The 23579-nt window shown below is 34.7% G+C and carries 20 protein-coding genes; 14 read left to right on the top strand and 6 right to left on the bottom strand.

Translation table 11 applies throughout. The features are described 5' to 3' along the window. The first annotated feature begins 147 nt into the window (after positions 1 to 147). The 8 genes from FNE73_RS11305 (at position 148) to FNE73_RS11270 (ending at position 8772) form a co-directional block, all read left to right on the top strand. The gene (locus FNE73_RS11305; RefSeq protein ID WP_143884714.1) at positions 148 to 567 is read left to right on the top strand and encodes a DUF2147 domain-containing protein; all 420 of its coding nucleotides are present in this window, start codon (positions 148 to 150) and stop codon (positions 565 to 567) included. A 110-nt stretch (positions 568 to 677) separates the two neighbouring features. Further along, the gene (locus tag FNE73_RS11300) at positions 678 to 1658 is read left to right on the top strand and encodes a pyruvate dehydrogenase complex E1 component subunit beta (RefSeq protein WP_089745759.1); all 981 of its coding nucleotides are present in this window, start codon (positions 678 to 680) and stop codon (positions 1656 to 1658) included. 122 nt (positions 1659 to 1780) lie between these two features. Further along, complete coding sequence (locus tag FNE73_RS11295) at positions 1781 to 3772, top strand: KUP/HAK/KT family potassium transporter (protein WP_143884713.1); 1992 nt, start codon at positions 1781 to 1783, stop codon at positions 3770 to 3772. 69 nt (positions 3773 to 3841) lie between these two features. After that, complete coding sequence (locus FNE73_RS11290; RefSeq protein WP_143884712.1) at positions 3842 to 4315, top strand: Fur family transcriptional regulator; 474 nt, start codon at positions 3842 to 3844, stop codon at positions 4313 to 4315. 3 nt (positions 4316 to 4318) lie between these two features. Continuing rightward, complete coding sequence (locus tag FNE73_RS11285; RefSeq protein ID WP_143884711.1) at positions 4319 to 6058, top strand: OstA-like protein; 1740 nt, start codon at positions 4319 to 4321, stop codon at positions 6056 to 6058. Between the two features lie 95 nt (positions 6059 to 6153). Further along, positions 6154 to 7329, top strand: coding sequence for an aspartate aminotransferase family protein (locus FNE73_RS11280; RefSeq protein ID WP_143884969.1), 1176 nt, complete (start codon positions 6154 to 6156; stop codon positions 7327 to 7329). 165 nt (positions 7330 to 7494) lie between these two features. After that, complete coding sequence (locus FNE73_RS11275; RefSeq protein WP_089745767.1) at positions 7495 to 7881, top strand: START-like domain-containing protein; 387 nt, start codon at positions 7495 to 7497, stop codon at positions 7879 to 7881. Between the two features lie 69 nt (positions 7882 to 7950). After that, a complete protein-coding gene (locus FNE73_RS11270; protein WP_394366301.1) occupies positions 7951 to 8772 on the top strand; it encodes an aminotransferase class IV in 822 nt (273 codons plus the stop codon). Between the two features lie 390 nt (positions 8773 to 9162). On the opposite strand, the gene FNE73_RS11265 is transcribed toward FNE73_RS11270, so the two are convergent. Continuing rightward, the gene (locus FNE73_RS11265; protein ID WP_143884710.1) at positions 9163 to 9711 is read right to left on the bottom strand and encodes a YqgE/AlgH family protein; all 549 of its coding nucleotides are present in this window, start codon (positions 9709 to 9711) and stop codon (positions 9163 to 9165) included. Between the two features lie 24 nt (positions 9712 to 9735). On the opposite strand from FNE73_RS11265, the gene pdxH reads away from it, so the two are divergent. Beyond that, positions 9736 to 10377 (top strand): pyridoxamine 5'-phosphate oxidase, encoded by a 642-nt coding sequence (gene pdxH / locus FNE73_RS11260; RefSeq protein ID WP_143884709.1) that lies wholly within the window; start codon positions 9736 to 9738, stop codon positions 10375 to 10377. A gap of 53 nt (positions 10378 to 10430) precedes the next feature. Here the strand turns inward: pdxH and FNE73_RS11255 are convergent, their stop codons facing one another. After that, positions 10431 to 10742: an HU family DNA-binding protein gene (locus tag FNE73_RS11255; RefSeq protein WP_089745773.1), complete on the bottom strand. Its 312-nt coding sequence runs from the start codon at positions 10740 to 10742 to the stop codon at positions 10431 to 10433. A gap of 396 nt (positions 10743 to 11138) precedes the next feature. On the opposite strand from FNE73_RS11255, the gene panD reads away from it, so the two are divergent. Together panD and FNE73_RS11245 are read left to right on the top strand one after the other, a co-directional pair. Further along, positions 11139 to 11489 carry an aspartate 1-decarboxylase gene (gene panD, locus FNE73_RS11250; RefSeq protein WP_143884708.1) on the top strand — a complete coding sequence of 117 codons (351 nt, stop codon included), beginning with the start codon at positions 11139 to 11141 and terminating at the stop codon, positions 11487 to 11489. Between the two features lie 3 nt (positions 11490 to 11492). Beyond that, entirely contained in the window at positions 11493 to 12503 is a 1011-nt protein-coding gene (locus FNE73_RS11245; protein ID WP_143884707.1) for a lysylphosphatidylglycerol synthase transmembrane domain-containing protein, read from the top strand. 70 nt (positions 12504 to 12573) lie between these two features. Here the strand turns inward: FNE73_RS11245 and FNE73_RS11240 are convergent, their stop codons facing one another. The 4 genes from FNE73_RS11240 to FNE73_RS11225 form a co-directional block, all read right to left on the bottom strand. Continuing rightward, on the bottom strand, positions 12574 to 13392 hold the full coding sequence (locus tag FNE73_RS11240) for a hypothetical protein (protein WP_143884706.1): 819 nt from the start codon (positions 13390 to 13392) through the stop codon (positions 12574 to 12576). Positions 13393 to 13534: 142 nt separating this feature from the next. After that, positions 13535 to 15202: an asparagine synthase B gene (gene asnB / locus FNE73_RS11235; protein ID WP_143884705.1), complete on the bottom strand. Its 1668-nt coding sequence runs from the start codon at positions 15200 to 15202 to the stop codon at positions 13535 to 13537. A gap of 355 nt (positions 15203 to 15557) precedes the next feature. Continuing rightward, positions 15558 to 17222, bottom strand: a complete 1665-nt coding sequence (locus FNE73_RS11230) for a GLPGLI family protein (RefSeq protein ID WP_143884704.1) — start codon at positions 17220 to 17222, stop codon at positions 15558 to 15560. A 107-nt stretch (positions 17223 to 17329) separates the two neighbouring features. After that, positions 17330 to 20527: a hypothetical protein gene (locus FNE73_RS11225; RefSeq protein WP_143884703.1), complete on the bottom strand. Its 3198-nt coding sequence runs from the start codon at positions 20525 to 20527 to the stop codon at positions 17330 to 17332. Positions 20528 to 20711: 184 nt separating this feature from the next. Between FNE73_RS11225 and FNE73_RS16915 the strand changes: the two genes are divergently transcribed. The 3 genes from FNE73_RS16915 (at position 20712) to FNE73_RS11210 (ending at position 23568) form a co-directional block, all read left to right on the top strand. Further along, positions 20712 to 21713 (top strand): T9SS type A sorting domain-containing protein, encoded by a 1002-nt coding sequence (locus tag FNE73_RS16915; RefSeq protein ID WP_228430055.1) that lies wholly within the window; start codon positions 20712 to 20714, stop codon positions 21711 to 21713. A gap of 158 nt (positions 21714 to 21871) precedes the next feature. Beyond that, entirely contained in the window at positions 21872 to 22732 is an 861-nt protein-coding gene (locus FNE73_RS11215) for a lamin tail domain-containing protein (RefSeq protein ID WP_143884702.1), read from the top strand. A 119-nt stretch (positions 22733 to 22851) separates the two neighbouring features. Then, positions 22852 to 23568 carry a hypothetical protein gene (locus tag FNE73_RS11210; protein ID WP_143884701.1) on the top strand — a complete coding sequence of 239 codons (717 nt, stop codon included), beginning with the start codon at positions 22852 to 22854 and terminating at the stop codon, positions 23566 to 23568. The last annotated feature ends 11 nt before the right edge of the window (positions 23569 to 23579 follow it).

Raw genomic sequence — 23579 nt, 5'->3', positions numbered from 1 at the left:
ACAATAGATTTTTTTTAATGAAAAAAGCGGTATATCTATTGTTATTTATGTAAAGAATAGCAAAATTGTTTGTCTCTTTAAAAATTATTTCTATTTTTAACTAATCAATCATTTATTAATCTATAATTAAAATTAAACAGAACTTATATGAAAAAATTATTAACAACCTTAGTATTTTCTTTATTCGGCGTAATGTCTTTCGCACAGATTGAAGGAAAGTGGAAAACCATAGATGACGAAACTAAACAAGCCAAATCTATAGTAGAAATCTATAAAAAGTCCGACGGGAAATATTACGGTAAGGTTTCCCAGTTACTGATAAAGCCTGCAGATCCCAACTGCTCAGGATGTAAAGATGACAGAAAAGGAAAACCGATCTTGGGAATGGAAATCATCAGAGGTTTAGCAAAAGACGGGAGTGAATTTACAGGAGGTACCATTACTGATCCTAAAACCGGAAAAACATATAAATGTACCATTACAAAAGATGGTGATAAACTTAATGTAAGAGGATATATGGGCTTTTCTCTTTTAGGTAGAACTCAGGTTTGGCAGAAAGTGAACTAAAAACTTTAAAATCCTTATTAAAATACAAGGCAATTCAGTAATGAGTTGTCTTTTTTTGTAATATAAATAATAAAAATACTATTTTTGTACTCTAAATTTTTCAAATAACTATGGCAGAATATACTTTTCGTGAGGTAATTGCACAGGCAATGAGCGAGGAAATGCGTAAAGACGAATCCATTTTTCTAATGGGAGAGGAAGTAGCAGAATACAACGGTGCTTACAAAGCTTCAAAAGGAATGCTGGATGAGTTTGGTGCTAAAAGAGTGATAGATACACCCATTGCTGAGCTTGGTTTCACAGGTATTGCAGTAGGAGCAGCGATGAACGGCAACAGACCGATCGTAGAATTTATGACTTTCAATTTCTCTTTGGTAGGTATAGATCAAATTATTAATAATGCTGCGAAAATCCGTCAGATGAGTGGCGGTCAGTGGAATTGTCCTATCGTTTTCCGCGGGCCTACAGCTTCAGCGGGTCAGCTTGGAGCAACGCACTCTCAGGCTTTTGAAAACTGGTTTGCCAACTGTCCCGGTCTGAAAGTGGTGGTTCCTTCTAATCCTTATGATGCAAAAGGTTTACTTAAAACAGCTATTCAGGATAATGATCCGGTAATTTTTATGGAATCTGAGCAGATGTACGGAGATAAAATGGAAATTCCTGAAGAAGAATATTACTTACCTATCGGAAAAGCAGACATCAAAAGAGAAGGTACAGATGTAACATTGGTTTCTTTTGGTAAAATCATGAAACTGGCAATTCAGGCAGCTGAAGATATGGCTAAAGAGGGTATTTCTGTTGAAGTAATTGATTTAAGAACGGTTCGTCCGTTAGATTTTGATACTGTTTTGGCTTCTGTTAAGAAAACAAACAGACTTGTGATTTTGGAAGAAGCCTGGCCTTTTGGTTCTGTATCTTCTGAGATTACTTATATGGTACAGCAGAAAGCATTTGATTATTTGGATGCTCCGATCAAAAGAATTACGACTCCGGACGCTCCGGCACCTTATTCTGCAGCATTATTCGCAGAGTGGTTTCCGAAACTTGAAAAAGTTAAAGAAGAAATCAAAAAAGCAATGTACGTTAAATAATTACCGCAAGATTATAGAGAAAAACTTCCGAAAGGAAGTTTTTTCATTTATACTATTCATAACTAATATGAGGAAGGGTCATAATTTTGATATAAATTTGCGCCTTTAAATAATTAGCTGAAATGTCAGAAGTTACAGAAGGAGGTCACCATTTTGATCTTAAAAAGCTTTCATTTGTTGGAGTTATAGTTTCTCTGGGAATTGTATTTGGAGATATTGGTACTTCACCGCTTTACGTAATGAAAGCTATAGTAAATGCAAGAAAAGAAGGTGCACTCATGCCTTTTGATGAATATATTGAAGGAGCTTTATCCTGTATCATCTGGACATTAACATTGCAGACAACCGTAAAGTATGTTATTATTGCTTTAAGAGCTGATAACAAAGGAGAAGGCGGAATCTTATCTTTATACTCTCTGGTAAAAAGACTTAAGAAAAAATGGCTGTATGTCATCGCAATTATAGGAGCCTCTACATTGGTTGCAGATAGTGTCATTACTCCTTCGTTAACAGTAATGTCTGCTATTGAAGGCTTAAAGATCTACAATCCCAATACGCCGGTAGTTTACATTACATTAGTCATTCTATTTGTTGTTTTCCTGGTTCAGCAATTTGGAACCGCATCTATCGGGAAATTTTTTGGTCCTATCATGGTTACCTGGTTTGTGGTATTAGGCGGATTTGGGGCCATGCATATTTTTGATCATTTAGAAATATTAAAAGCATTCAACCCGATGTATGCGTACAATCTGATTACTCATTCTCCAAGTGCAATTGTAATCATGGGCGCAGTTTTCCTTTGTACGACTGGAGCGGAAGCTTTATATTCTGATTTAGGGCATTGCGGAGCAAAAAATATTCGGGTAAGCTGGATTTTCGTGAAAGTAATGTTGATTCTTAATTATTTAGGTCAGGGAGCATGGCTTCTGGATAATTATCAGAAAGTTTTTACAGGAGTGAATCCGTTTTTTGGAATTATGCCTGAGTGGGCGGTTTTGCCTGGGGTTGTTTTAGCTACAGCAGCGGCAATTATTGCAAGTCAGGCCGTTATTACCGGTTCATTTACCATGTTTTCCGAGGCAATGTCTATTTCATTCTGGCCCAATCAGCATATTGAATATCCTTCGGGAATAAAAGGTCAGATGTATATCCCAAGAATTAACTGGGGATTGATGTTTCTATGTTTTATAGTTGTTCTTTACTTCCAGAAGTCAGAACACATGGAAGCGGCTTATGGTTTAACGATTACTATTACAATGCTGATGACGACAATTTTGCTGACGTACTGGCTAAGCCGAACCAGACTTAATAAAATTTTTATTTTTGGATTTGTTGCGGTATACCTTACAATAGAATCAGGTTTTTTCTATGCTAATGTTCTGAAGTTTTTTGACGGCGGATGGCTTACAATCGTTCTGGGAGGATTCATAGCAGTATGTATGTATGCATGGTACAACGGAAGGCTACTGAAAGCAAACTTTACCAACTATGTTAAAATTGATAAATATGTCTCTATCATAAAAGATATGAAACTAGATGAGACAATTCCGAAATATTGTACCAATCTAGCCTACTTAAGCAGAGCAAAACGTCATGATGAGATTGAATCTAAAATTATTTATTCTATCATTAAAAAGCAGCCGAAAAGAGCAGATCATTATTTTATTTTAAGTATTGTAAATCAGGAAGATCCTTATACATTCAAATACAGTATTGATGAAATTCTGCCGGGAACGATCTATAAAATCAATTTTCTTTTAGGATTTAAAGTAGACAGAAGAATTAATGATTATTTTAATATGGTGCTGAAAGACATGATGGCGGAAGGAACCATTCCGTCGAGAAGCAGCCACCCGTCATTAAGAGCTCACAATATTCCGCCAGATCTTAAGTATGTAATTATTGACAATACTTACATCAATGATATTCTTTTGACGGTTAAGCAAAAAATTACACTTAATATTTACAATTTTGTGAAATATATCGGAAGTGATGATTTTAAATCCTGGGGTGTAACCTCGCATAATGTCGTTGTTGAATCTGCACCGCTCACGGAAGAGACTATTTCCTCAAATAAGATACAGCAATCTGAATTTTTCAGATGTAAGTCATAGTTTTTAGGTTAAAAGAGAGGTAGCTTACATTTAAATAAAAATCAATAAATTTGTAGTATAAATTTTTTAATGGATACTATACAAAAAGAAAAAAATATAACACTGATTAAGGATGTTTTACGTAATTACCTCTTGGAAAAGGGGTTTCGGAACACGCCGGAAAGGTATACAATTTTAGAGGAAATCTATAATATGGATCATCACTTCAACGTGGATGATCTGTATCTACTGATGATGCAGAAGAAATATCATGTGTCGAAAGCTACAATTTACAACACGATAGAAATTTTCCTTGATGCGGGTTTGATTCGTAAGCATCAGTTTGGTGAAAAAACGCTTACTTCTTCTTCGTACGAGAAATCTTACTTTGACAAACAGCATGATCATCTTGTGATTTACAAGAAAGATTCAGACAAAGAGATTGAGGAAATTATAGAATTCTGTGATCCGAGAATTCAGGGGATTAAAGAATCAATAGAAGCCGCTTTTGGTGTGAAAATTGATTCCCATTCGCTGTATTTTTATGGTACAAAGAATGACTGATCAATGAAAATTTTCCTTTTCACTTTTTTGCTGATAAGTTCAGCAATTTTTGCGCAGAACACAAAACCCGCAAAGCGGGATCCTTATTTGCAGAATCCTGTAAAAAATCAGCCTCCGAAAAGCAGTCCTGAAAACAGGATTCATATCATCAATGCAGATGAAATCAAAAAAGATACAAAGTACGACGGAAACAGATACTTTGTTGGAAATGTACAGATTGAGCATCAGGGTTCAATATTGTATGCAGACGAAGTCGTAGTTTATGATGCCGAAAATTTTGTAAGAGCAATAGGGAACACAAAACTTCAGAATTCTGACGGCTCGGTAATTACTGCTGCCGAAATGGAGTATGACGGCAATTCCCAGAAAGGAGTTGCTAAAAAAAACGTTGTTCTTACAGATCCGAAAGGAACTGTCATCAAAACTCAGACAATGTACTACGACAGGATGGCAAATCAGGCATATTTTAATACAGGAGGTACCATCTTTGACGGAAAAAGCACAACCTATACAAAATCTGCAACTTATTATTTGACGACAAGAGTGGTAGATCTTTCCGGAGATGTAAAAATTGTGGATAATGATTATACGCTGGAAGGAAGAAATGTTGTTCAGAATCAGAATACCAATATCGTAGATATCAATGGGTATACTGTAATAACGAATAATAAAAATCCTAAAAACAGAATTGTTACTGAAAAAGGAACACATAACCTGAATACCAAAGAGTCATTTCTTACAAAAAACTCCAAGATTTTTTATAATGATAAAATTCTTACAGGAGACGAAATGTACTACAATCAGCTGACAGGCTTTGGTAAAGCGACCGGAAATGTAACCTTAGATGATCCTCTGGAAAAAAGGTATCTGAAAGGAGGGTATGGTGAGATCTTCGAAAAGAAGGATTCTGCAATGATGACCAAAAGTCCGTATGCGGTGAAAATCTTAGAAAAAGATTCTATTTATTTTGCTTCAGAAAAAATTCTTTCTTACCAAAAGCCAGATTCTGCAGATATTACCAAAAAGAAAAGCTTTTTAAGAGCATTCCGAAAAGCAAGAATTTACAAGTCGAATGCACAGGGAAGAGCAGATTCTATTGCTTTTAATGAAACTGATGGTATCATGCATATGTACACCGAGCCCATTCTCTGGAGCGGTGAAAAACAGGTAACAGGAGATAAAATTGAAGCATATTTCAATACTGAAACCGAAAACATAGATTCTCTAAAGGTCATTGGAAATGCTTTGGCGATAAGTAAAGTGGATTCTCTAAATCTGGTTGATGAATTTAACCAGGTGAAAGGTAAATTGATGACGGTTTATTATGAAGGGCGTGACATTAAAGAAGTAAAGGTTATCGGAAATGCACAGGCAATTACCTTCGCAGACGAAGAAAACAAAACGACAAAGAGGCAGGAAAGAATAGGAGTTGCTTTAACAGCCTGCGGAATTATTGGTTCTTTATTTGATGAACAAAAGCTTCAGATTATCTCATGCAGTATTGGTGCTACATCTACAATCTACCCAATGAGCAAAATAGAGCCTGAGAAAAGAAAGTTTCCCGACTTCAACTGGAATACCAAAGACCGCATCAGGAAATGGCAGGATATTCTTGTAGATACTCCAAATTATGAGGAAATACAATATATTCCAAATGACGGACTATATAATAAAGCGAAAGAAGCAATAGACCGTGAAAAAGCGAAGGAAGAAGCCAAAAAACCGAAAAGGGTAAGAAAATAATAGAAGATCAGTTTAGGCTGATCTTTTTTAATGCCTATAATTTCCTTATTCCTCAAATCTTCTTTAGCTTTGCCTAAATTTTTCAGACAATGGAAATTCAAAAAGATTTTTTTAAATATCAGGCGCAGACAACGCCGTTTGCTGCTGGTTTTGAGATAGAAAAAGCACAAGGAAGCTATATTTACGGTAAGGATGGTAAAAAATATCTTGATTTTGTAGCGGGAGTTTCTGCCAATACATTAGGTCATTCACATCCAAAAGTGGTTAATGCTATTAAAGATCAGGCAGACCAATATCTTCATGTGATGGTTTACGGGGAATATGCTCAGGAAAAACCTGTTGAATTGTGCAGATTATTGGCTGAATCTACACCAGATCCGCTGGAAGTGACGTATCTCGTCAACAGCGGAGCAGAAGCGATTGACGGAAGTCTGAAACTAGCCAAAAGATATACAGGAAGAGAGGAGATTGTTTCATTTAAAAATTCCTATCACGGAAATACACACGGAGCATTAAGTGTTTCAGGAAATGAGTTTCATAAGAGGGAATTCCGCCCTTTACTGCCGATGGTTTCCTTTATTGAATTTAATAATGAACATGATTTGGATAAAATCACTGAAAAAACAGCAGGTGTCATTCTTGAAACTATTCAGGGAGCAGCAGGTTTTTTAGTTCCGGATCAAAATTATTTAATTAAACTTAAAAAGAGATGTGAGGAAGTAGGTGCTTTGCTGATCTTAGATGAAATTCAGCCCGGATTTGGAAGAACAGGTAAACTATTCGCATTTGAACATTTTGGAATTGTTCCTGATATTCTCGTTATGGGAAAAGGAATGGGAGGCGGAGTTCCGGTCGGCGCCTTTATGAGCTCAAAAAAAATCATGGAAACTCTTTCGCATTCTCCTAAATTGGGACATATTACAACTTTCGGTGGAAATCCTCTTATTGCTGCTGCTTCACATGCTACTCTCAAAGAGATTCTTGAAAGCGGGTTGATGAATGAAATTGATGAAAAAGAGAAATTGTACAGAGAACTTCTGGTACATCCGAAAATTAAAAATATCAACGGAAAAGGATTGATGCTTGCTGTGAATCTGGGTACTCCGGAATATACATTGGAAGTGGCAAAAAAATGCATGCAAAAAGGACTTGTCGTTTTCTGGCAGCTCTACAGAAATGAATACCTCAGAATTTCTCCTCCGCTCACTATTTCAAAGGAAGAAATTACAGAAGGATGTAAAATAATTCTGGAAGTACTCAGCGAAAATTAATGAAATTTTAAGGTTATTTTACTTCCTGTTTCAATCATAATTTGATAGAAATACAATTTAAAATATTTCTGATAAATATCATGAAGATTATATAAAAAAGTAATAAGAATTTTGCGTAATAAAAAAATTAATTTATATATTGCGTGACGTTAAAAATATAGATATATGGCGAAACACAAAGTCCATTATGAGTTTCCAATGCATTGTTTGTCAGAGATTTTGTACGAATATCTTGCAAGCGCAGAAGGTCTGTCAGAATGGTTTGCAGATGAGGTAGTAGAAAAAGGCGATGATTTCTTTTTCAGCTGGAACGGAGGACCTGCTGAGAAAGCAACTTTAATCAGATATAAGCCTGAAAGTTTCGTGAGATTCAGATGGGAAGAAGATGAAGGAACGAAGCATTTTTTTGAAATGACCATTACAATTGATGATATTACTGAAGATTTGGCTTTAAATATTACAGACTTTTGTGAAGAAGGCGATGAAGAAGAAAATGCGCTTTACTGGGAAAACCTTATTGAAAATCTTAGAATAAAATTGGGTGCGGCTTAAGAAATAGCTGCGTTATATTGAACTGATAAAACTGATGGACGATTTATCGTTCATTATTTTTTTATAAAAATTGTTATTTTGGAAAATTTATATTTCACATCAGAAAAGCCGGAACAGATCAACCGTGCTTTTCTTTCCGGGGACGCTGTTGAAGTTTCTTTTTTTGTAAGAAATTCTAAACTGGTTATGGAAGAAGAATGTTACTTCTTTCTGATGGCATCTATGAGAAAGATGAGACTGAATATTCCTTTAAGCTATACGCTGGAGTTTTTTCAGAATCTTTTTACTTCAAAAGTAATTGATGAAAGTGAAATTAAGAATGGTATCATCAATTTTATGGTGTACAGAAATTCTGATGGAGTTACTCTTTCAAAATCTTCTGTTTCTTATTACTTTCAGGTAATTGAAACCGATGATGTTTTAGATATTCAGAAAAGACCTTTGGAGCTCGATTTAATTAAAGAAATCAACGTCAATAACAATCTTTTGAGCAATATAAGAGTACATTGCCCGGAGAATATTTATGCTGAAATCTATGCACAGGAAAATGATTTGGATGATGTAATACTTTTAAATCCTAACAAACGAATTGCGCGTTCCACAAAAGGAAATCTTCTTTTTATGGAAGGAGATGTAATCAAAATACCAAAGCAGTCTGAAGGAGCTTATATCTCTCCGCTGATGGAAAATTTTGTAACCTATCTTCATAAAAATAATCTGGCGGATGTTCAGGAACATGAGATTATTGCCTTTGAATCTCAAAAAGCTGAAGAAATTCTCTTAATTTCTGATGAAAAAGGTCTTTTTTCTGTAAAGAAAATCAGGAATAAAACATTCGGAAGTGACCGTTTTTCAGAGCTTGTTGGCAACTGGAAAAATAGTTTCCAATAAAATTGACAAACCCGGTAAACAACTTTTAGTCCTTTACCGGGTTTTATTCTGATAGACTCAGAAAAATGTATTTTAATTCTTTTTGGTGAAATCAATAATGCACCAATCCAGAATTTGTGTCAACGTGTCTCTTGTCAGAATAGTTTTCATTTGTTGAGCAATATTCAACCAACTAGATCTATTTGCCCCTTGAAAAGTAATCAAATATCTTCATCATTATTTCTGCATCAATCAAAATGTTTTTGCTTTCCAGAGAAATAAATCAAGAATGCTCTTTAGTAGTAATACTGCTATTTAGCTTTATCAAAGAACGTGAAAAATTTCTTAAAAATTTAATAACAAAAATTTAAAATTTGTTAAATTTATATCGCTTGATTGTGAGGTTGCCTATCAGTTGAGAGAAATATCTTCAGGTGCATTTGCCCATAGAAGAAATTCTCCGCCAAGATTCTGCATGATAGATTTCCATAATGTCTGATCGTTGGGTAAAGTATAATCCAGATTATACACTTCAACTACTGTCCATAGTTTTTTCTGTATTTCCTGTTCGAGCTGCGAAGATGACCAACCGGAATATCCGGAAAATATTTTAACATCCTGAATGCTGATTTCACTTTGCAAAACAGCATTGATGACATTTTCAATATCTTCAGTTAGATAAAACTCTTTGTTTATTTCGGTAAATTCTTCGGTGATTTTTTTTCCTTTAATAATAAAAAAGACTTTATCGTTTTCAACAGGGCCACCATCATACACTTCAATAGGAAAATCAAAAAAACTTCTGAAACGGCTACTCATCGTACTGTTTTTCTTGTTAAGAATCAAGCCAAACGCCCCGTTTTCGGAATGATCAATAATCAGTACTACCGAACGGGAAAAAATATCTCCCGAAATATCAGGTGTGGAAATTAATATTTTACCTTTGTATGAGTAATTCATACTCAAATTTAATAAAAATAATTTATGGAAAACCTTCACGATAAAAGAAAAATCTATGAAAAATCTCAACTTGTTGAAAGTGAGATTAAAGAGAATCCTATTGAGCAATTCAGAGACTGGTTTTTGGAGGCTTCTGATAACACTTCCATTTCAGAAGCTAATGCAATGGCAGTTTCTACAATAGAAGAAGACGGTTGTCCCCGCACAAGAATGGTACTCCTGAAAGAATATACTTATGAAGGTTTTATATTTTACACCAACTACCAAAGCAGAAAAGGGACAGCGATAGAAAAAACACATAAAGCATGTCTTCATTTTTTCTGGCCGGCTTTAGAAAGACAGATTATCATAAAAGCTGATTTGGAAAGAATTGCTGAAAATTTGAGTGACGGATATTTTCATTCCAGACCTAAAGGCAGTCAGCTCGGAGCGATAGTTTCGCCTCAAAGCCAGAAAATTCCGGACAGAAGTTTTTTAGAAGAAAAGCTGAAAGCATTGGAAAAGGAATTTGAAAGTTCTGAAGTTCCAAGACCTGAAAACTGGGGTGGATATATTGCCAAACCATACGAAATAGAATTTTGGCAGGGCAGACCCAACAGGCTTCACGACCGAATTATTTATACACTGGAAGGCATCGACTGGAAGACGGCACGCCTAGCTCCATAAAAACGAAAAACCCCATCTTTTGATGAGGTTTTTGTTTTTTTATAATCGTGAGATTATTTTTTCTTTTTTCCTGAAGCCGGCATGTTGGCAGCAGCAACAGCGTTAGATAAATCTGCACCAGCTTTGAATTTGGCAACAGTTTTAGCTTCGATGTTGATCGGTTTTTTTGTTGCCGGGTTGATTCCCTGTCTTGCAGCTCTTTCAGATACCGAAAAAGTACCAAAACCTACTAAAGATACTTTACCTTCTTTAGTTTTCAATGTATTGGTTACATTAGAAATAAATGATTCTAAAGCAGCCTTTGCAGCAACTTTTGTAATACCGGCATCTTTAGCCATTGCGTCGATTAGTTCAGACTTGTTCATAATTTTTAATATTAAAAGTTAGTTATAAAAGCAAATTTAAAACAATTTTCAAATTGTGCAAATAAATTATAAAAAAATTATTTTTTATTTTACGTTTACATAAAATTGATTAAAAATTGATAATTCGGATGATGGCGAAAAATCAATGTTTCCACGAACTAAAATCATGCCAAGTGCTTATGTATATTGATGTTGTTGGTTTTAAAGCTCTTAATTATTAAATTATTAAATCCTTAATTATGTATTAAGTCTTTATTCATTTGTAGATATACTTTATAAATTCACTAAAATAATTTTGAATACGTTGATTTTAAATAAATTATTGCTGTTTGCCTGAATTGGGCGTATTTTCTTTTTTAAACCTTGTTTATTAAATATTATTAATAAATTTGCACCATGTTAATAGAAGTTTTTAAATCTAAAATTCACAGGGTCAGAGTTACGGCTTCAGACCTTAATTATATAGGAAGTATTACCATAGATGAAGACCTTATAGATGCCGCCGGTCTGGTTGTAGGAGAGAGGGTTTATATCGTAAATGTAAATAATGGTGAACGTTTTGACACCTATGTTATCAAAGGAAAAAGAAAATCCGGTGAAGTATGTCTTAATGGTCCTGCTGCAAGGAAAGTTCAGCGTGACGACATCATTATTATTATTGCTTATGCACAAATGAGTCCTGAAGAAGCAAAAGATTTTCAGCCTAAAATAATATTTCCGGACGAAAAAACTAACCTTCTTACCTAAATAATGGAGAATAAATCAAACAAAACTATAAAATCTGTTCTGACGGTCATTATTTCGCTTGCTTTCGCAGGCTTTTTTTTGTGGCTTGCTCTTAAAGGTCTTGATTTTAAAGTTATAAAACAGTCTTTGGCAAAAGCCAATTATATGTGGGTTGCTTTCTCGGCAGTATTTGCTTTTGCAGCCTATTGGTTCAGAGCAATTCGCTGGAATCTTTTATTGGAGCCGATGGGACATCAAATCTCAAATTCTAATTCATTATGGTCTTTGTCCTTCGGTTATCTGATGAATCTTACCATTCCCCGAAGTGGTGAGTTGGCGAGAGCCACAGCGCTTTATGGTGTGGAAAAAGTTCCGGTAGATAAGTCTTTCGGAACGATTATTCTTGAAAGGGTGGTTGACTTGATCTGTATGCTTGCGTTTTTAGGCTTGACTTTAATTTTTAAATATGAAGCCATATTGTCTTTTTACGAAAATTCTGGAATTGATGTCAATCCAAATAAGATCTTATTCGTTGTAGCTGGTTTAGCTGTTGCCGGAATTTTGTTTTTTATCTTTAAAAAAAGATTTGTTGATGTTCCTGTCTTGGGTAAAGTTATTGGGTTTATTGACGGTATTCTTCAAGGTTTACTGTCAATATTCAAGTTAAAGCAAAAAGGTAAATTTATACTATATACAGTAGGAATCTGGATTTCTTATTACTTTGCCGCATATCTCGTTTGTTTTTCTCTGCCTGAAACTTCAGATTTTACTTTTGCTGACGGATTTTTCATTATTGTAGTGGGTACATTAGGAATGATTATCCCTGCAAGCGGAGGAATCGGAGCTTTTAATCTTGCTATGAAATATGGTTTTATGGCATTGTTTCTTTCTATGGGAAAAAGTGCAGAACTGGGCGGTGAAATGGGTTTGATCTATTCGTTTATTTCTCTTCCGCTTCAAATTGTTGTTATGCTGATAATGGGACTGATCTCTATTCCGATGCTGGCTAAGGCCAGAGCTAAGGTAACAGTATAAACTATTTGCCAGTAAAATAATAAAAACCGAAAAGTACAACTTTTCGGTTTTTTATGTATGTAATATTTGATTACTTATTTTTGGGTTTTTCAACACCAATCCACGTTTCTCCTTCTCTTTTTATCTGGCTCAAAGTAAATGTTTCAAAGTCATCGGTTTTATACTCAATATTATCTTTGTTTTCTTCAAACGGCATGATATAGAAGAAGTTTTTATCTGTTTTATCAGCTTTTGTACCCTTCTTTACGGTAGGCATGAATTTTTTCTTGAATGTATACTTTGGAAGATACTGTTTCAAAGACGCATAAAATTTTTTGTTGTCCTTCTCGTTAGGGATGATATCAACAATCTTATACTTGTCATTTTTCTTATCTACCCAAAGGTAATAATTGGTCTCTTCTCCTGTTTTTCTGTTTAAGGAAGCAAATCCGAAAAATTCCTTAGGAACCAGCTCTTTTATTCTTTCAGCATCAACTTTAGTGAAATATTCTCCTTGTGAAGGGTCAACATAGGTTTCAAGATTGTAAAGAAGAATTTCGTTGTTTTGGAAATTTTTGTTTTTGAAATACTGATCCAGAGATAATTCTGCGGTTTTGCGAAGCTCTTTTCCTCTTTCATCCAGTTTTTTTGTTGGGTTTTGAGGGTTTACTTTTTTTACGAAATTATAAAGAACAACTGGTTTTACATCTGCCAAATGCGGGTAGGTCTTCAGCTTCTCAGCTTTTACAAGCCAGTAATACTGCTGATAATAATCGTCTTTTTCAGCTGGTTTTACGTTTTTATAAGTTAAAGCAAGTTTTTTAGAGCTGAGATATTTTCCGTATTTACCTTGTCCGAAAGCGAAGCTTACCGATAATAGAGCAAATAAAATAGTAATGTTTCTTTTCATTTTTAGGAGTAAAGATTTTTTATTTTTCAAATATAATTATTTATTAGATAATAAGTTTAATTGTTAGTTAAATTATCAAAATATTATTGCTTTTATTCAATAAAAAATCCTGTAAAGCTACAGGATTAATAAATATTTGGTTTTAATAAGAAGTTTCATGTACTTTTACGGCTCTTCCGCTTGGGTCATTCATCTTTTTAAAAGCCTCATCCCATTCCAGAGCAATAGGGGTAGAACACGCTACGGATGGAACAGAAGGAACAGTAGCTGCTGCGGTTTCACTCGGGAAATGTTCTTCAAAAATAGTACGGTATCTGTACTCTTCTTTATTTTGTGGAGTATTTACAGGAAATCTGAATTTTGCATTAGTCATCATTTCATCAGTTACATATTTTTCCGCAACATCTTTCAGAGTATCAATCCAGGAATAGCCTACACCGTCAGAAAACTGCTCTTTCTGTCTCCATGCAATAGATTCAGGAAGAAGATCTTCAAAGGCTTTTCTCAGAACCCATTTTTCAATTTTACCTTCTTCTTTTTTTATCATTTTATCTGCAGGATTTACATTCATGGCAATATCCATAAACTCCTTATCCAAAAACGGAACTCTTCCTTCAATTCCCCAGCTCATCAAAGCTTTGTTGGCTCTTAAACAATCATATAAATGAAGTTTTCCAAGTTTTCTGACTGTTTCATCATGAAATTCTCTTGCATTCGGAGCTTTATGGAAATAAAGATATCCACCGAATAATTCGTCAGAACCTTCTCCGGAAAGCACCATTTTTATCCCCATAGATTTGATGACTCTTGCAAGGAGGTACATTGGGGTAGAAGCACGAATGGTGGTAACATCGTAGGTCTCCAGATGATAGATCACATCACGGATTGCATCTAAACCTTCCTGTACGGTAAAATTAACCTCATGATGAACCGAGCCGATGTGTTCTGCTGCTTTTTTTGCTGCTGCCAAATCCGGAGATCCTGCTAAGCCAACAGCAAAACTATGCAATCTTGGATACCAGGCTTCCTGAGTATCGCCACTTTCGATTCTTTGCCTTGCAAATTTTGCCGTTACCGCAGAAATGATGGAAGAATCCAGACCTCCTGAAAGCAAAACTCCGTAAGGAACATCGCTCATCAACTGTCTGTGAACTGCTTCTTCCAGCCCCTTTCTGATTAATGCAATATCCGTTACATTGTTTTTTACGGCATCAAAATTTTCCCAGTCTCTTTTGTACCATTGCTGAAGTTCGCTGCTTTCCGGGCTGTAAACAAAATGTCCCGGCAAAAAAGTTTCTATTTTTTTACAGATTCCTTCCAGTGCTTTGAGTTCGGAAGCTATATAATAATTGCCTTCTCTGTCCCAACCCTGATAAAGCGGACAGATTCCCATGTGATCTCTTGCAATCAGGTATTCATTTTTTTCTATATCATACAGAGAAAACGCAAAAATTCCGTTGAGCTTTTCAATAAAATTTTTACCGTCTCTTTCATATAAAGCCAGAATAACCTCGCAGTCTGACTGGGTCTGAAATTCATAATCAGGAAATTCTTTTTTCAGTTCACGATGATTGTATATTTCCCCATTCACGGCAAGAACTTTTTTTCCGTCTTTTGAAAATAAAGGCTGTTTGCCTGAAGTAGGATCTACAATTGCCAGTCTTTCGTGAGAAAAAACTACTTTGTCATTTTGGAAAACGCCGCTCCAGTCGGGACCTCGATGACGAATTTTTTTGGACATTTCAAGAACTTGTGGTCTTAATATTTCGGTTGACTGTTTTGCGTCAAATAAGCAAACGATTCCGCACATAATTTATTTATTTGAAAGCAAAACTATATATACAATTTATAATTTAAAATAAAAATTACATTTAAGTTTAAAATTTTAATCAAATTAAATTATTAAGTTTAATTTTTTAATTTAAACAGATTTTAAATGGAGTGTTGGTTAAATTTTTTCACTTACACAGATTAAATAATTACGTGATTTGAAAATCCGGATTATTTGCCGTTAAAATTGTAATAAAAAAGCTAATTTCTCAAAAAAATAAAGGCGTGGTATTGACTTGTAAATTTTTTTTTATTTACTTTGTGGCTCGAAATAATTTTTTTTCATCATTTGTGTTTTTACCTCCTTGTAATAATATTGCAAGGAGGTTTTGTTTTTATTCGCTGCCTAATAATACCCCCGAAACATTCCAGGAACTGAAGCTTGTTCCTTCCTGTTTTCCTTGAGGAATTTTGATCTGAAGAGTGTGTTTTCCGGCTTTTAAATCACCTAAAGAAATAAATGCGGGATTGGTAACTGTTCCGGGACACCAGTTTGATCTGCTGAGGTCTGAAGAAGAAAGTCCGTCAGCAAAATTTCCGGATGCAGGATTATAGAGACGGTAGGAACCGCATTCTGTACGCCATGGAATGAAAGAATAGGATAATTTTCCGTCTAAATAAATTGAATTCTGTTTAGGAATAAATTCATCACCATTTTCCCATCCGCCATGACCTGTTGTTATGTATCTGAGCTGGGCGTTTTTTAAATCTTTTTCCAGGTTAAACTCTACAAATAAGCCTTTTTCATGATCAAACATCGTTGCATAGTCCTGTCCTGCCATTTCCATAATATTGGTTGTGTTGAATAACGGGATTACCTTATTATTATCATGAACAATCTGGTCACTGTGATGAATGGTCAGTTCCAGGCTTACTTTGTGACCGCCTTTGTCGTAGTTTCCGATGAAAGTACCAACCCAAAGTTCTTTCCCTGAAAGGGATGGCTTTAATTCTGTAATATCCTGCCTGAAAGGACTTACAGTCTGCCAAACTTTGTCTTTAAGCAGGATGTGATTAAATTTATTGATTCCAAAAGCGGTAAAGAACCTCATCAGTTCTACAGTAGGCTGATAATTTTCAGTTGAAACAACTCCGAAATATTGTTTCCCATTACCATTTTCGTAGGAAGGAAGTGTTTTGACTCCATTTTCTAAACCGTTAAAAAACGATTGTGCTTTTTCTTCGGGAATGAAGAATACAGTTCCGGTTCTGTCATACGCATCACCATTAGATTGTTGCTTTAGTTCCACAAAAATATTATCGCCTTTAGTTATTTGGGGAAATTTTATTTTTTTAAGAATAATGGTTCCATTGGCAAATCTTTTAATTTTCTCATCAGATTTAGATTCGTCGGAGAAATTGATGGTTTCATTTTCAAAAACTGGTAAAGTAGTAAACCTGCTTTTCCACAGCAAATCCCGATAGCTTAAAAGATCTGTCGCAGATACTTTTTTGTTAAGAATTTTTTCTATTGCGGTACTTTTAACTTTTCTCAAGGATATTGCTGTCGTTGATGAATTTCCGTTTCTCTCAATCTGTAATACCAAACCTAATTTCTGACCGAGACTTGATGGTCCGCCGCTTATTTTCAGATCATTAGTGTGCCAGATTTCAATCGTGTTTGAATTGATTTTTGTGACTGCCTTTTTACAGTTGTAGCCAAGAATTTTTTTTGTTTCTGAGGTAAATTCAAACTCTTGTTTTGCTACAGATTCTGCATCAGAAGTTGAAATAACTTCATCCGGCGCTAAAAAAGCATAAGAAATAATACTGTTGGAAGGCTTTTCAATTTTGGTAATTTCAAACGGATAATCGCTTTTGAATTCTTTTATTTTTGAGTTTAAAATAAAATTTTCCTGAGCGTTTACCCAGACAATCAAAGGATTCTGATTGGGCTGAACTTTTCCGTTGTATGAACTTTCATATTGAATTTCGTACGTTTGTGAGAAATGCAAACCCGAAATAAAAGTGAAGATAATAATGACAAAGCTTTTTAGCATAATAAAAGTATGTTGATGTAGTTTTAAAATGATTATTTGTTTAGTTGTGGAAGTAATATTAATTGATGATAAATATGATTTTAAAAACTGAATGTATAGAAAACGTATTAAAAGCTGGCTTTTACCTGCATGCTTCCGATATGTATGGTTCTTTCACCGGAATTTCTTCCCTCATAATTCAGGTTGAGCTGAAGAAAGGAGTTAATTGCCTGCTGAATAAAAACACTCCAGACCTGATTTTTTCCTGGTTTTAAACCGTCAAGCATCTGATTTCCGACAATACTGAAATTGTTTCCTGTAAAGTCATTATTGATAAAAGAAAAGTTTCCTCTGATGGAAGTTTTTTTGCGCTCCCACTGTATGGTTCCTGTAAGGTCAAAAGCCTTCAGCATCTCTTCGCCATCCACTCTCTTTTTTTCACGGTAAGCAGAGGAAAATTCTGCCTGAATAGAATCTGTAAACCGATAGGTTGCTTTAGGTTTTGTTTCAAAATTATTGAGACGGTAATCTCTCGTGGCAAAAAGCTGAGAAGAATTTTCAATATTGTGAACCGAGTTTTCCCAGTCAATCCTGAATTCTTTATTAAACCAATATCCTAAATTCACAAAATGGGAAGTCTGATTTCTTTCTTCGTTGCTGAAATTGGCATTCAGGAGATTGTCGTTGGAAATAAACCGGTAATTTCCGTTCCAGCCGGATTTTTCAGTTGGATTAAACTGAGCAGACATCAGAATATTCTGATTCTTTAAAATTAAGTTTTCTCCGGTTTCAAATGGGTTTAAAACCAAAACTTTATCTCTTTTATAAAAAGAATTTTGAGAATTTAATGAAATGTTGAAATTCCAGCGTTTTAAAAATTTGTTTTCGGAGCTGAAAACAACAGACGGATTTACAAACAAAGCAAGCTGTAGTTTGTTTTTGTTGGAAGGGATATATCTTACAGAATTGGTGTAAACCCTGATGTATTGCGCAAGATCAGAATATTCTGCGATTTCAAACTCATCCAGCTGCTGAATACCGTCACCGTTGTAATCTGTCCATTTGTAAACTCCCTGTCCATCAGTTACTTTTATATACTGAAATTCACGCTGAGCTTCCTGTCCGTTTCCTAATTCGTAGAAAGCCTGAAGGCGCATTCCGTTTTTGAAAAGCTGTTGGTTGTATAAAATATTTCCGACTACAAAATCCTTATTCTGATTGATGTCGACATCATCGTTTTTATAGAAAAATTTCCTGTAGTGAAGTAACGCATTCAGTGTAGTTTTTTCGGTTTTGATGATTTGGCTTTCTGTCATTAAACCTAAAATTCTGTTCATGTTTTGAAGTCGGTTATCACGCACAGAATCATTATCTCTCACATACATTCTTGATAAAAGCTTTGTTCTTGCGCTGTCGCCGATTTTTTTCTGAACAAAAAGCTCTTTCCAGCTAAAGCTGGTGACATCCATCAATCCTGTTTCGTTGAATTTCTTTTCGTTGTGTTCCATGCTTCCGCCAAGTGCCCAGCTTCCTTTTGTTCCGGTATATTCTGTTCCTGCTGCTCCACGGATAAATTTGGTGTTTTGAAGTGTTGCTTTTGTGTCCAAATAAGAAAAATTTCCTTTGGTTGTAAATTTGCTCCTGATCCAGCCAAAATCAAGATCATTTTTAAGCCCTTTATAAGAGTCCTGCTCATCAAGATAATTTACTCTGTAATTCAAAACAGATTTGTTATTCCATTTATTTAAAAAGCTGAAAATAAAACGGTTTTGTGTGAGATTGTTAAATTCCTGCGCAAGGTTGAAGTCGCGCGAAAATTCTACATCGTTGATACGGTCTAAAATATGAAACTGTCTGTCAATGTATTGATATTCAAAGCTTGGAGTTCCTTTCCAGTTGTTTTTGGTGAACGTTTTATTTCCGAATATTCTTGCGGCGTAGCCAATGTTCTGATCAGAATCTTTCGATGAAAATAAATTGATATCGTAATTGCTGAGTGAAACATCTGCGCCTATTTTACCATCTTTAAGCAAGTATTCTGAATTTAAAGTATATACCTGAGCTTTTTGAGGTGAAGGCAGCTTCCTTACGGCACGGTAATCTCCAGAATTGGGTCCTACATATTCGAAGACCCGCCCGTTGTTGGTGGTTTGTTTCAGTCTGTAATCTCCGAGATTGGCTCCGAAATAGGTAAATGATACCTGATATAAAGTTTGTGAGGAATCGGTAGAGAACTCATAATAATTTCCGCTGGGATTTTGAACAAGGCTGTATAGGATTTTATTTACATCATATTCTGCTACCACTCCGGAAGGCGCATACATCAGGTTTTGATCGTTACCTGCATCAGCTAAAATCTGTTCATCTTCCTTGGATAAATTTAAAGCTAAAGGAGCGTTTTTGTTGTCGTTTTCCATGAACCAGTTGAGCCCGACTCTGAATTTTTCTCTCTGATGTTCCAGTTTTCCGGTAAATAAATATCTTGAATAATTCCTGTTGGCATAATTAAAAGAAATGGTAATAAAATTTTGCTGAAAAATGGGTCTGAAACTGGTGAAAGTGACTTCTCCGGTATTGTAATTGATAACATAGTCCTGATTTTCGCCACGTTTCATTAAAATTCCATCAATAAAAACCTGCTCTGACCCTGAAATCAAAGTAATAAACTGTTCACCATTTCTTCCTGTAAGCCGGTATGGTCCCTGGTTTCCTTCAATTCCCTGAAAACGGATTCTGTGAAACTCACTCCGTGCAACACCAGCAGAAATGTCTACAAATGTTTTATTGTCATTTCCGAGCTGGGTCTGAAACTGAAGCCCCATGCTTCTTCGCTGATATTTTGAAAAATAATTCTTGGCATCTACCAGATCTAAATGCCCTGCTCTGAGAATGGATTTTTCTTTGATGTTGAGCTGCATATAAATTCTGTCAAATTCTTCCAGTGTCTGCGTGTATCCATCTGCTTGTATAGGTAAGTTGTGATCTGAAATACTTGCCAAAACCGTTACATCCTTAGAAAGTCTGCCGGAAATCTGTAAATCCATTGAGCTTTGTACCGACTGCCCCTGATTGTTGCCAAAGGTAATTCCTCTGATGATAGAACCTTTCGAGTTAAGTTCTCCTAAGAATCTTTTATTATTATTTCTTGCAAGTACGGCTTCATCTACAATGATTTTATTGCTGGTTCTGACAAAATCCATTGTGTCTTTGGCAAAAAGATCTCTTTCAAGCCTTAGAGCAATAATGCTGTCTTTTTTTATGCTGTCTTGAGGTATGTTTGGATTTTTCCATGAGAATATTTGGGCATTATAGCATGATAAGCCCATAAACAGCAGTAAGAATATCAGAATAAAATTCCGCAAGTCTTTAAAAATAATTGGTAAAAATAGCTAAAAATTACGAACACTAAAGGTTTTAACAGTATTAACAGAAATTTAACCTGATTATTATATTAAATGAAAAAATAACAGTAATTTTGCCCCATAAATTATTAATATTAAAATTTAAGTTATGAAAAAAATCTTTACAATTTTGGGAGTTTCATCTATGTTGATGATGAATGCCCAATTAATGTATGAGCCATTCAATAATACAGGAAGTTTGGCTGGTCAAAATGGATGGGCTACACATAGTGGTACAACACCCGGTCAAATTGCATCAGTTACGGGAAGTTTGAATTTTACAGGTTTAGCTGCGTCGACAGGAAACAGTATTGCTATCTCTTCTTCTAATACAGAAGATGTAAATAAAGGTTTTACAGCACAGACTAGTGGAATAGTTTATTATTCAGCTATTGTGTCAGCACAAAATACCACAGGGACTACTGCTAATACAGCAACTGGAGATTACTTCTTACATTTTGGAACATATTCTACTGGTACTAATCCTCAATTATCATTATTTCAGGCAAGGGTATATGTTAAAAAAGGTGTAGCAGCTGATACAGTAAATTTCGGAATTTTAAACAATAGCGGTGGTACTGCTGCCCCAACATATTCTGCTACAGATTATCCAATTAATACTCCTGTTTTTTTAGTTGTTAAATATGATATTGCAACAAATACGGCATCTTTATTTTTAAATCCTACGCCTGGTTCTAATGAGCCATCAACTGCTTCTGCAGTTAATAGTACTGGAACAACTGCATCTCCAACTCAAGTGGATTATATCTGCATAAGACAAGGTAGTTCAACTGGTAATTTTCAAATTGATGAAATGAGAGTTGGAACTAATTTCGGACAAGTAGCTCCTGCTTCAGGAAGTTTAGCTGTTTCAGATTTTAATAAAACTAAATCTAGCTTTGTAAAAAATACTTTTATTAAAAACGATGAAATCTCTTTCGGTTCTGAAGTAAAAGATGTAAAAGTTTATACTTTATCCGGACAATTAGTAAAAACTTCTTCGGTAAAAGCTAATGAGACTTTAAATGTTGCTGAATTGGCAAAAGGTAATTATATCGTTACCGGAACGGTTAATAATCAACCTGTTTCTCAGAAAATCCTGAAGGACTAATTTTTGCTAAAATATCAAAAATCAACCACTTCTTATGAAGTGGTTTTTTTATTTCTATCTAAAGAGATGTGGTATTTATTATTCAAAAAAAAATGATATATGTTGTGTATTTGGTATTGTTTTTGGACTTTTTATGACAATTACCAAAATGAAATATTATGAAAAAAGTATTTACTTTTATCGGGCTTGTTTCGATATCAGCATTTTCTAATGCTCAGATTGTCATTAATGAAATCTATACCGGAGGCGGTCTTTTAGGAGCTGCAATTACCAATGATTTCATAGAACTGAAGAATATAGGTAATTCCACAGCTTCTCTAAATGGTGCAACGATACAGTATGCATCTTCAACAGGAGCTTTTACCCAGTATAATAATTTACCGAATATTACTCTTGCTCCCGGGCAAACTTACCTTATTCAGCAGGGATCTGACGGACTAGGAGGATTGATAAATTTAATTAATCCCAATCTTGTCGTAAGTGTTCTTTTAAACTTTGATGGCTCACCGGCTGTGGGAGTGGGTGTCGGTCTTGCACTTACTTCAGGAAAAGTTGCTTTGGCCAGCAATGCAACGCAGGTTACCGGTCCTACGGCTGCGAATGTTTTAGATTTTGTAGGCTATGGTCTTGCCAATCAGTATGAAGGAGCAGGAGCAGCACCATCACCAACAATTTTAAATTCAATTACCAGAACCAATGGCGATACCAACAATAATAATGTTGATTTTACCATAACATTGCCGACGCCTCAAGCATCGGGGACTTTGGCGGTAAATGACTTACAGAATGCAATGCACAAGTATAAATTTGTACAGAATACTTTTGTTAAAAATGATGAAATTGTATTTGGCACAGAAGTAAAAGATATTAAAGTCTATACTCTATCAGGTCAGTTAGTAAAAACTTCTTCTGTAAAAGCTAATGAAACTTTAAATGTTGCTGAATTGGCAAAAGGTAATTATATCGTTACCGGAACGGTTAATAATCAACCTGTTTCTCAAAAGATTTTGAAAGACTAATCGAATTAATTAAAATTAATATAAACAGCTATCAATTGATAGCTGTTTTTTGCTGAATTTAAGAATTATTTATATTTTAACACAGTATAATAATATCCACATATAAAAATTAAACTATTATGAAAAAAACATTAATTATGTTAACTGCTTTAAGCGGTTTATTTTTAAATGCTCAATGGTCTTTAACCGGGAATTCAGGAACTAATCCTAATATTAATTTCTTAGGAACTATAGGTAATCAAGATTTGATTTTTAGAACTAATAATCAAGAAAGATTGAGAATGAAAAATGATGGGAAAATTATTTTTGGTGATAATAGTGGGGTTGTTAATTCAAGTTCACAATTCTCTTTTATGGGGATAATAGAATTTAATTCAGTTGATCAAACTCATGGTTTTACAATATATGATGATTTCCAAAGCCGCTTTAGAGTAGATAGTGATTTTGATAACGTTTTTATACAAGAAAACAATGATGGTTTTACTATAATTGGGTCAAATATTATTCCAAGCTGTTCAGATTGTAATCAATATAAACTTTTCGTAAAAGATGGCATCCGTACAGAAAAAGTAAAAGTAGATATCGCAGCCAATAATGGTTGGGCAGATTATGTATTTAAAAAAGAGTATAAACTAATGCCGTTAAAAGAGCTAGATAAATTCATCAGTACAAATGGTCATCTTCCAGAAGTTCCTACGACTGACGAAGCCATTAAAAACGGTGTGGAGTTAAAAGAAATGAATATTTTACTTCTCAAGAAAATAGAAGAGCTTACGCTATATACTATTGAACAACAGAAGAGAATTGAAGCTTTGGAGAAAAAACTAAGTAAATAATTATTAATATT

The sequence above is a fragment of the Chryseobacterium binzhouense genome (assembly GCF_007474545.1).
Classification (GTDB): domain Bacteria; phylum Bacteroidota; class Bacteroidia; order Flavobacteriales; family Weeksellaceae; genus Chryseobacterium; species Chryseobacterium binzhouense.
Note: the sequence above shows the minus strand (reverse complement) of the source record. Positions and strands in the feature narration are given on the sequence as shown.

Excerpts from the sequence above, each read along its gene's own strand:
- FNE73_RS11225 (WP_143884703.1), bottom strand. The coding sequence starts at position 20,527 with ATGGGCTTATCATGCTATAATGCCCAAATATTCTCATGGAAAAATCCA.
- pdxH (WP_143884709.1), top strand. The coding sequence starts at position 9,736 with ATGGAAAACCTTCACGATAAAAGAAAAATCTATGAAAAATCTCAACTT.
- FNE73_RS11210 (WP_143884701.1), top strand. The coding sequence starts at position 22,852 with ATGAAAAAAACATTAATTATGTTAACTGCTTTAAGCGGTTTATTTTTA.
- panD (WP_143884708.1), top strand. The coding sequence starts at position 11,139 with ATGTTAATAGAAGTTTTTAAATCTAAAATTCACAGGGTCAGAGTTACG.
- FNE73_RS11240 (WP_143884706.1), bottom strand. The coding sequence starts at position 13,392 with ATGAAAAGAAACATTACTATTTTATTTGCTCTATTATCGGTAAGCTTC.
- FNE73_RS11265 (WP_143884710.1), bottom strand. The coding sequence starts at position 9,711 with ATGAATTACTCATACAAAGGTAAAATATTAATTTCCACACCTGATATT.
- FNE73_RS11305 (WP_143884714.1), top strand. The coding sequence starts at position 148 with ATGAAAAAATTATTAACAACCTTAGTATTTTCTTTATTCGGCGTAATG.
- FNE73_RS11290 (WP_143884712.1), top strand. The coding sequence starts at position 3,842 with ATGGATACTATACAAAAAGAAAAAAATATAACACTGATTAAGGATGTT.
- FNE73_RS11245 (WP_143884707.1), top strand. The coding sequence starts at position 11,493 with ATGGAGAATAAATCAAACAAAACTATAAAATCTGTTCTGACGGTCATT.
- FNE73_RS11230 (WP_143884704.1), bottom strand. The coding sequence starts at position 17,222 with ATGCTAAAAAGCTTTGTCATTATTATCTTCACTTTTATTTCGGGTTTG.
- FNE73_RS11215 (WP_143884702.1), top strand. The coding sequence starts at position 21,872 with ATGAAAAAAGTATTTACTTTTATCGGGCTTGTTTCGATATCAGCATTT.
- FNE73_RS16915 (WP_228430055.1), top strand. The coding sequence starts at position 20,712 with ATGAAAAAAATCTTTACAATTTTGGGAGTTTCATCTATGTTGATGATG.
- FNE73_RS11275 (WP_089745767.1), top strand. The coding sequence starts at position 7,495 with ATGGCGAAACACAAAGTCCATTATGAGTTTCCAATGCATTGTTTGTCA.
- asnB (WP_143884705.1), bottom strand. The coding sequence starts at position 15,202 with ATGTGCGGAATCGTTTGCTTATTTGACGCAAAACAGTCAACCGAAATA.
- FNE73_RS11300 (WP_089745759.1), top strand. The coding sequence starts at position 678 with ATGGCAGAATATACTTTTCGTGAGGTAATTGCACAGGCAATGAGCGAG.
- FNE73_RS11255 (WP_089745773.1), bottom strand. The coding sequence starts at position 10,742 with ATGAACAAGTCTGAACTAATCGACGCAATGGCTAAAGATGCCGGTATT.
- FNE73_RS11295 (WP_143884713.1), top strand. The coding sequence starts at position 1,781 with ATGTCAGAAGTTACAGAAGGAGGTCACCATTTTGATCTTAAAAAGCTT.
- FNE73_RS11285 (WP_143884711.1), top strand. The coding sequence starts at position 4,319 with ATGAAAATTTTCCTTTTCACTTTTTTGCTGATAAGTTCAGCAATTTTT.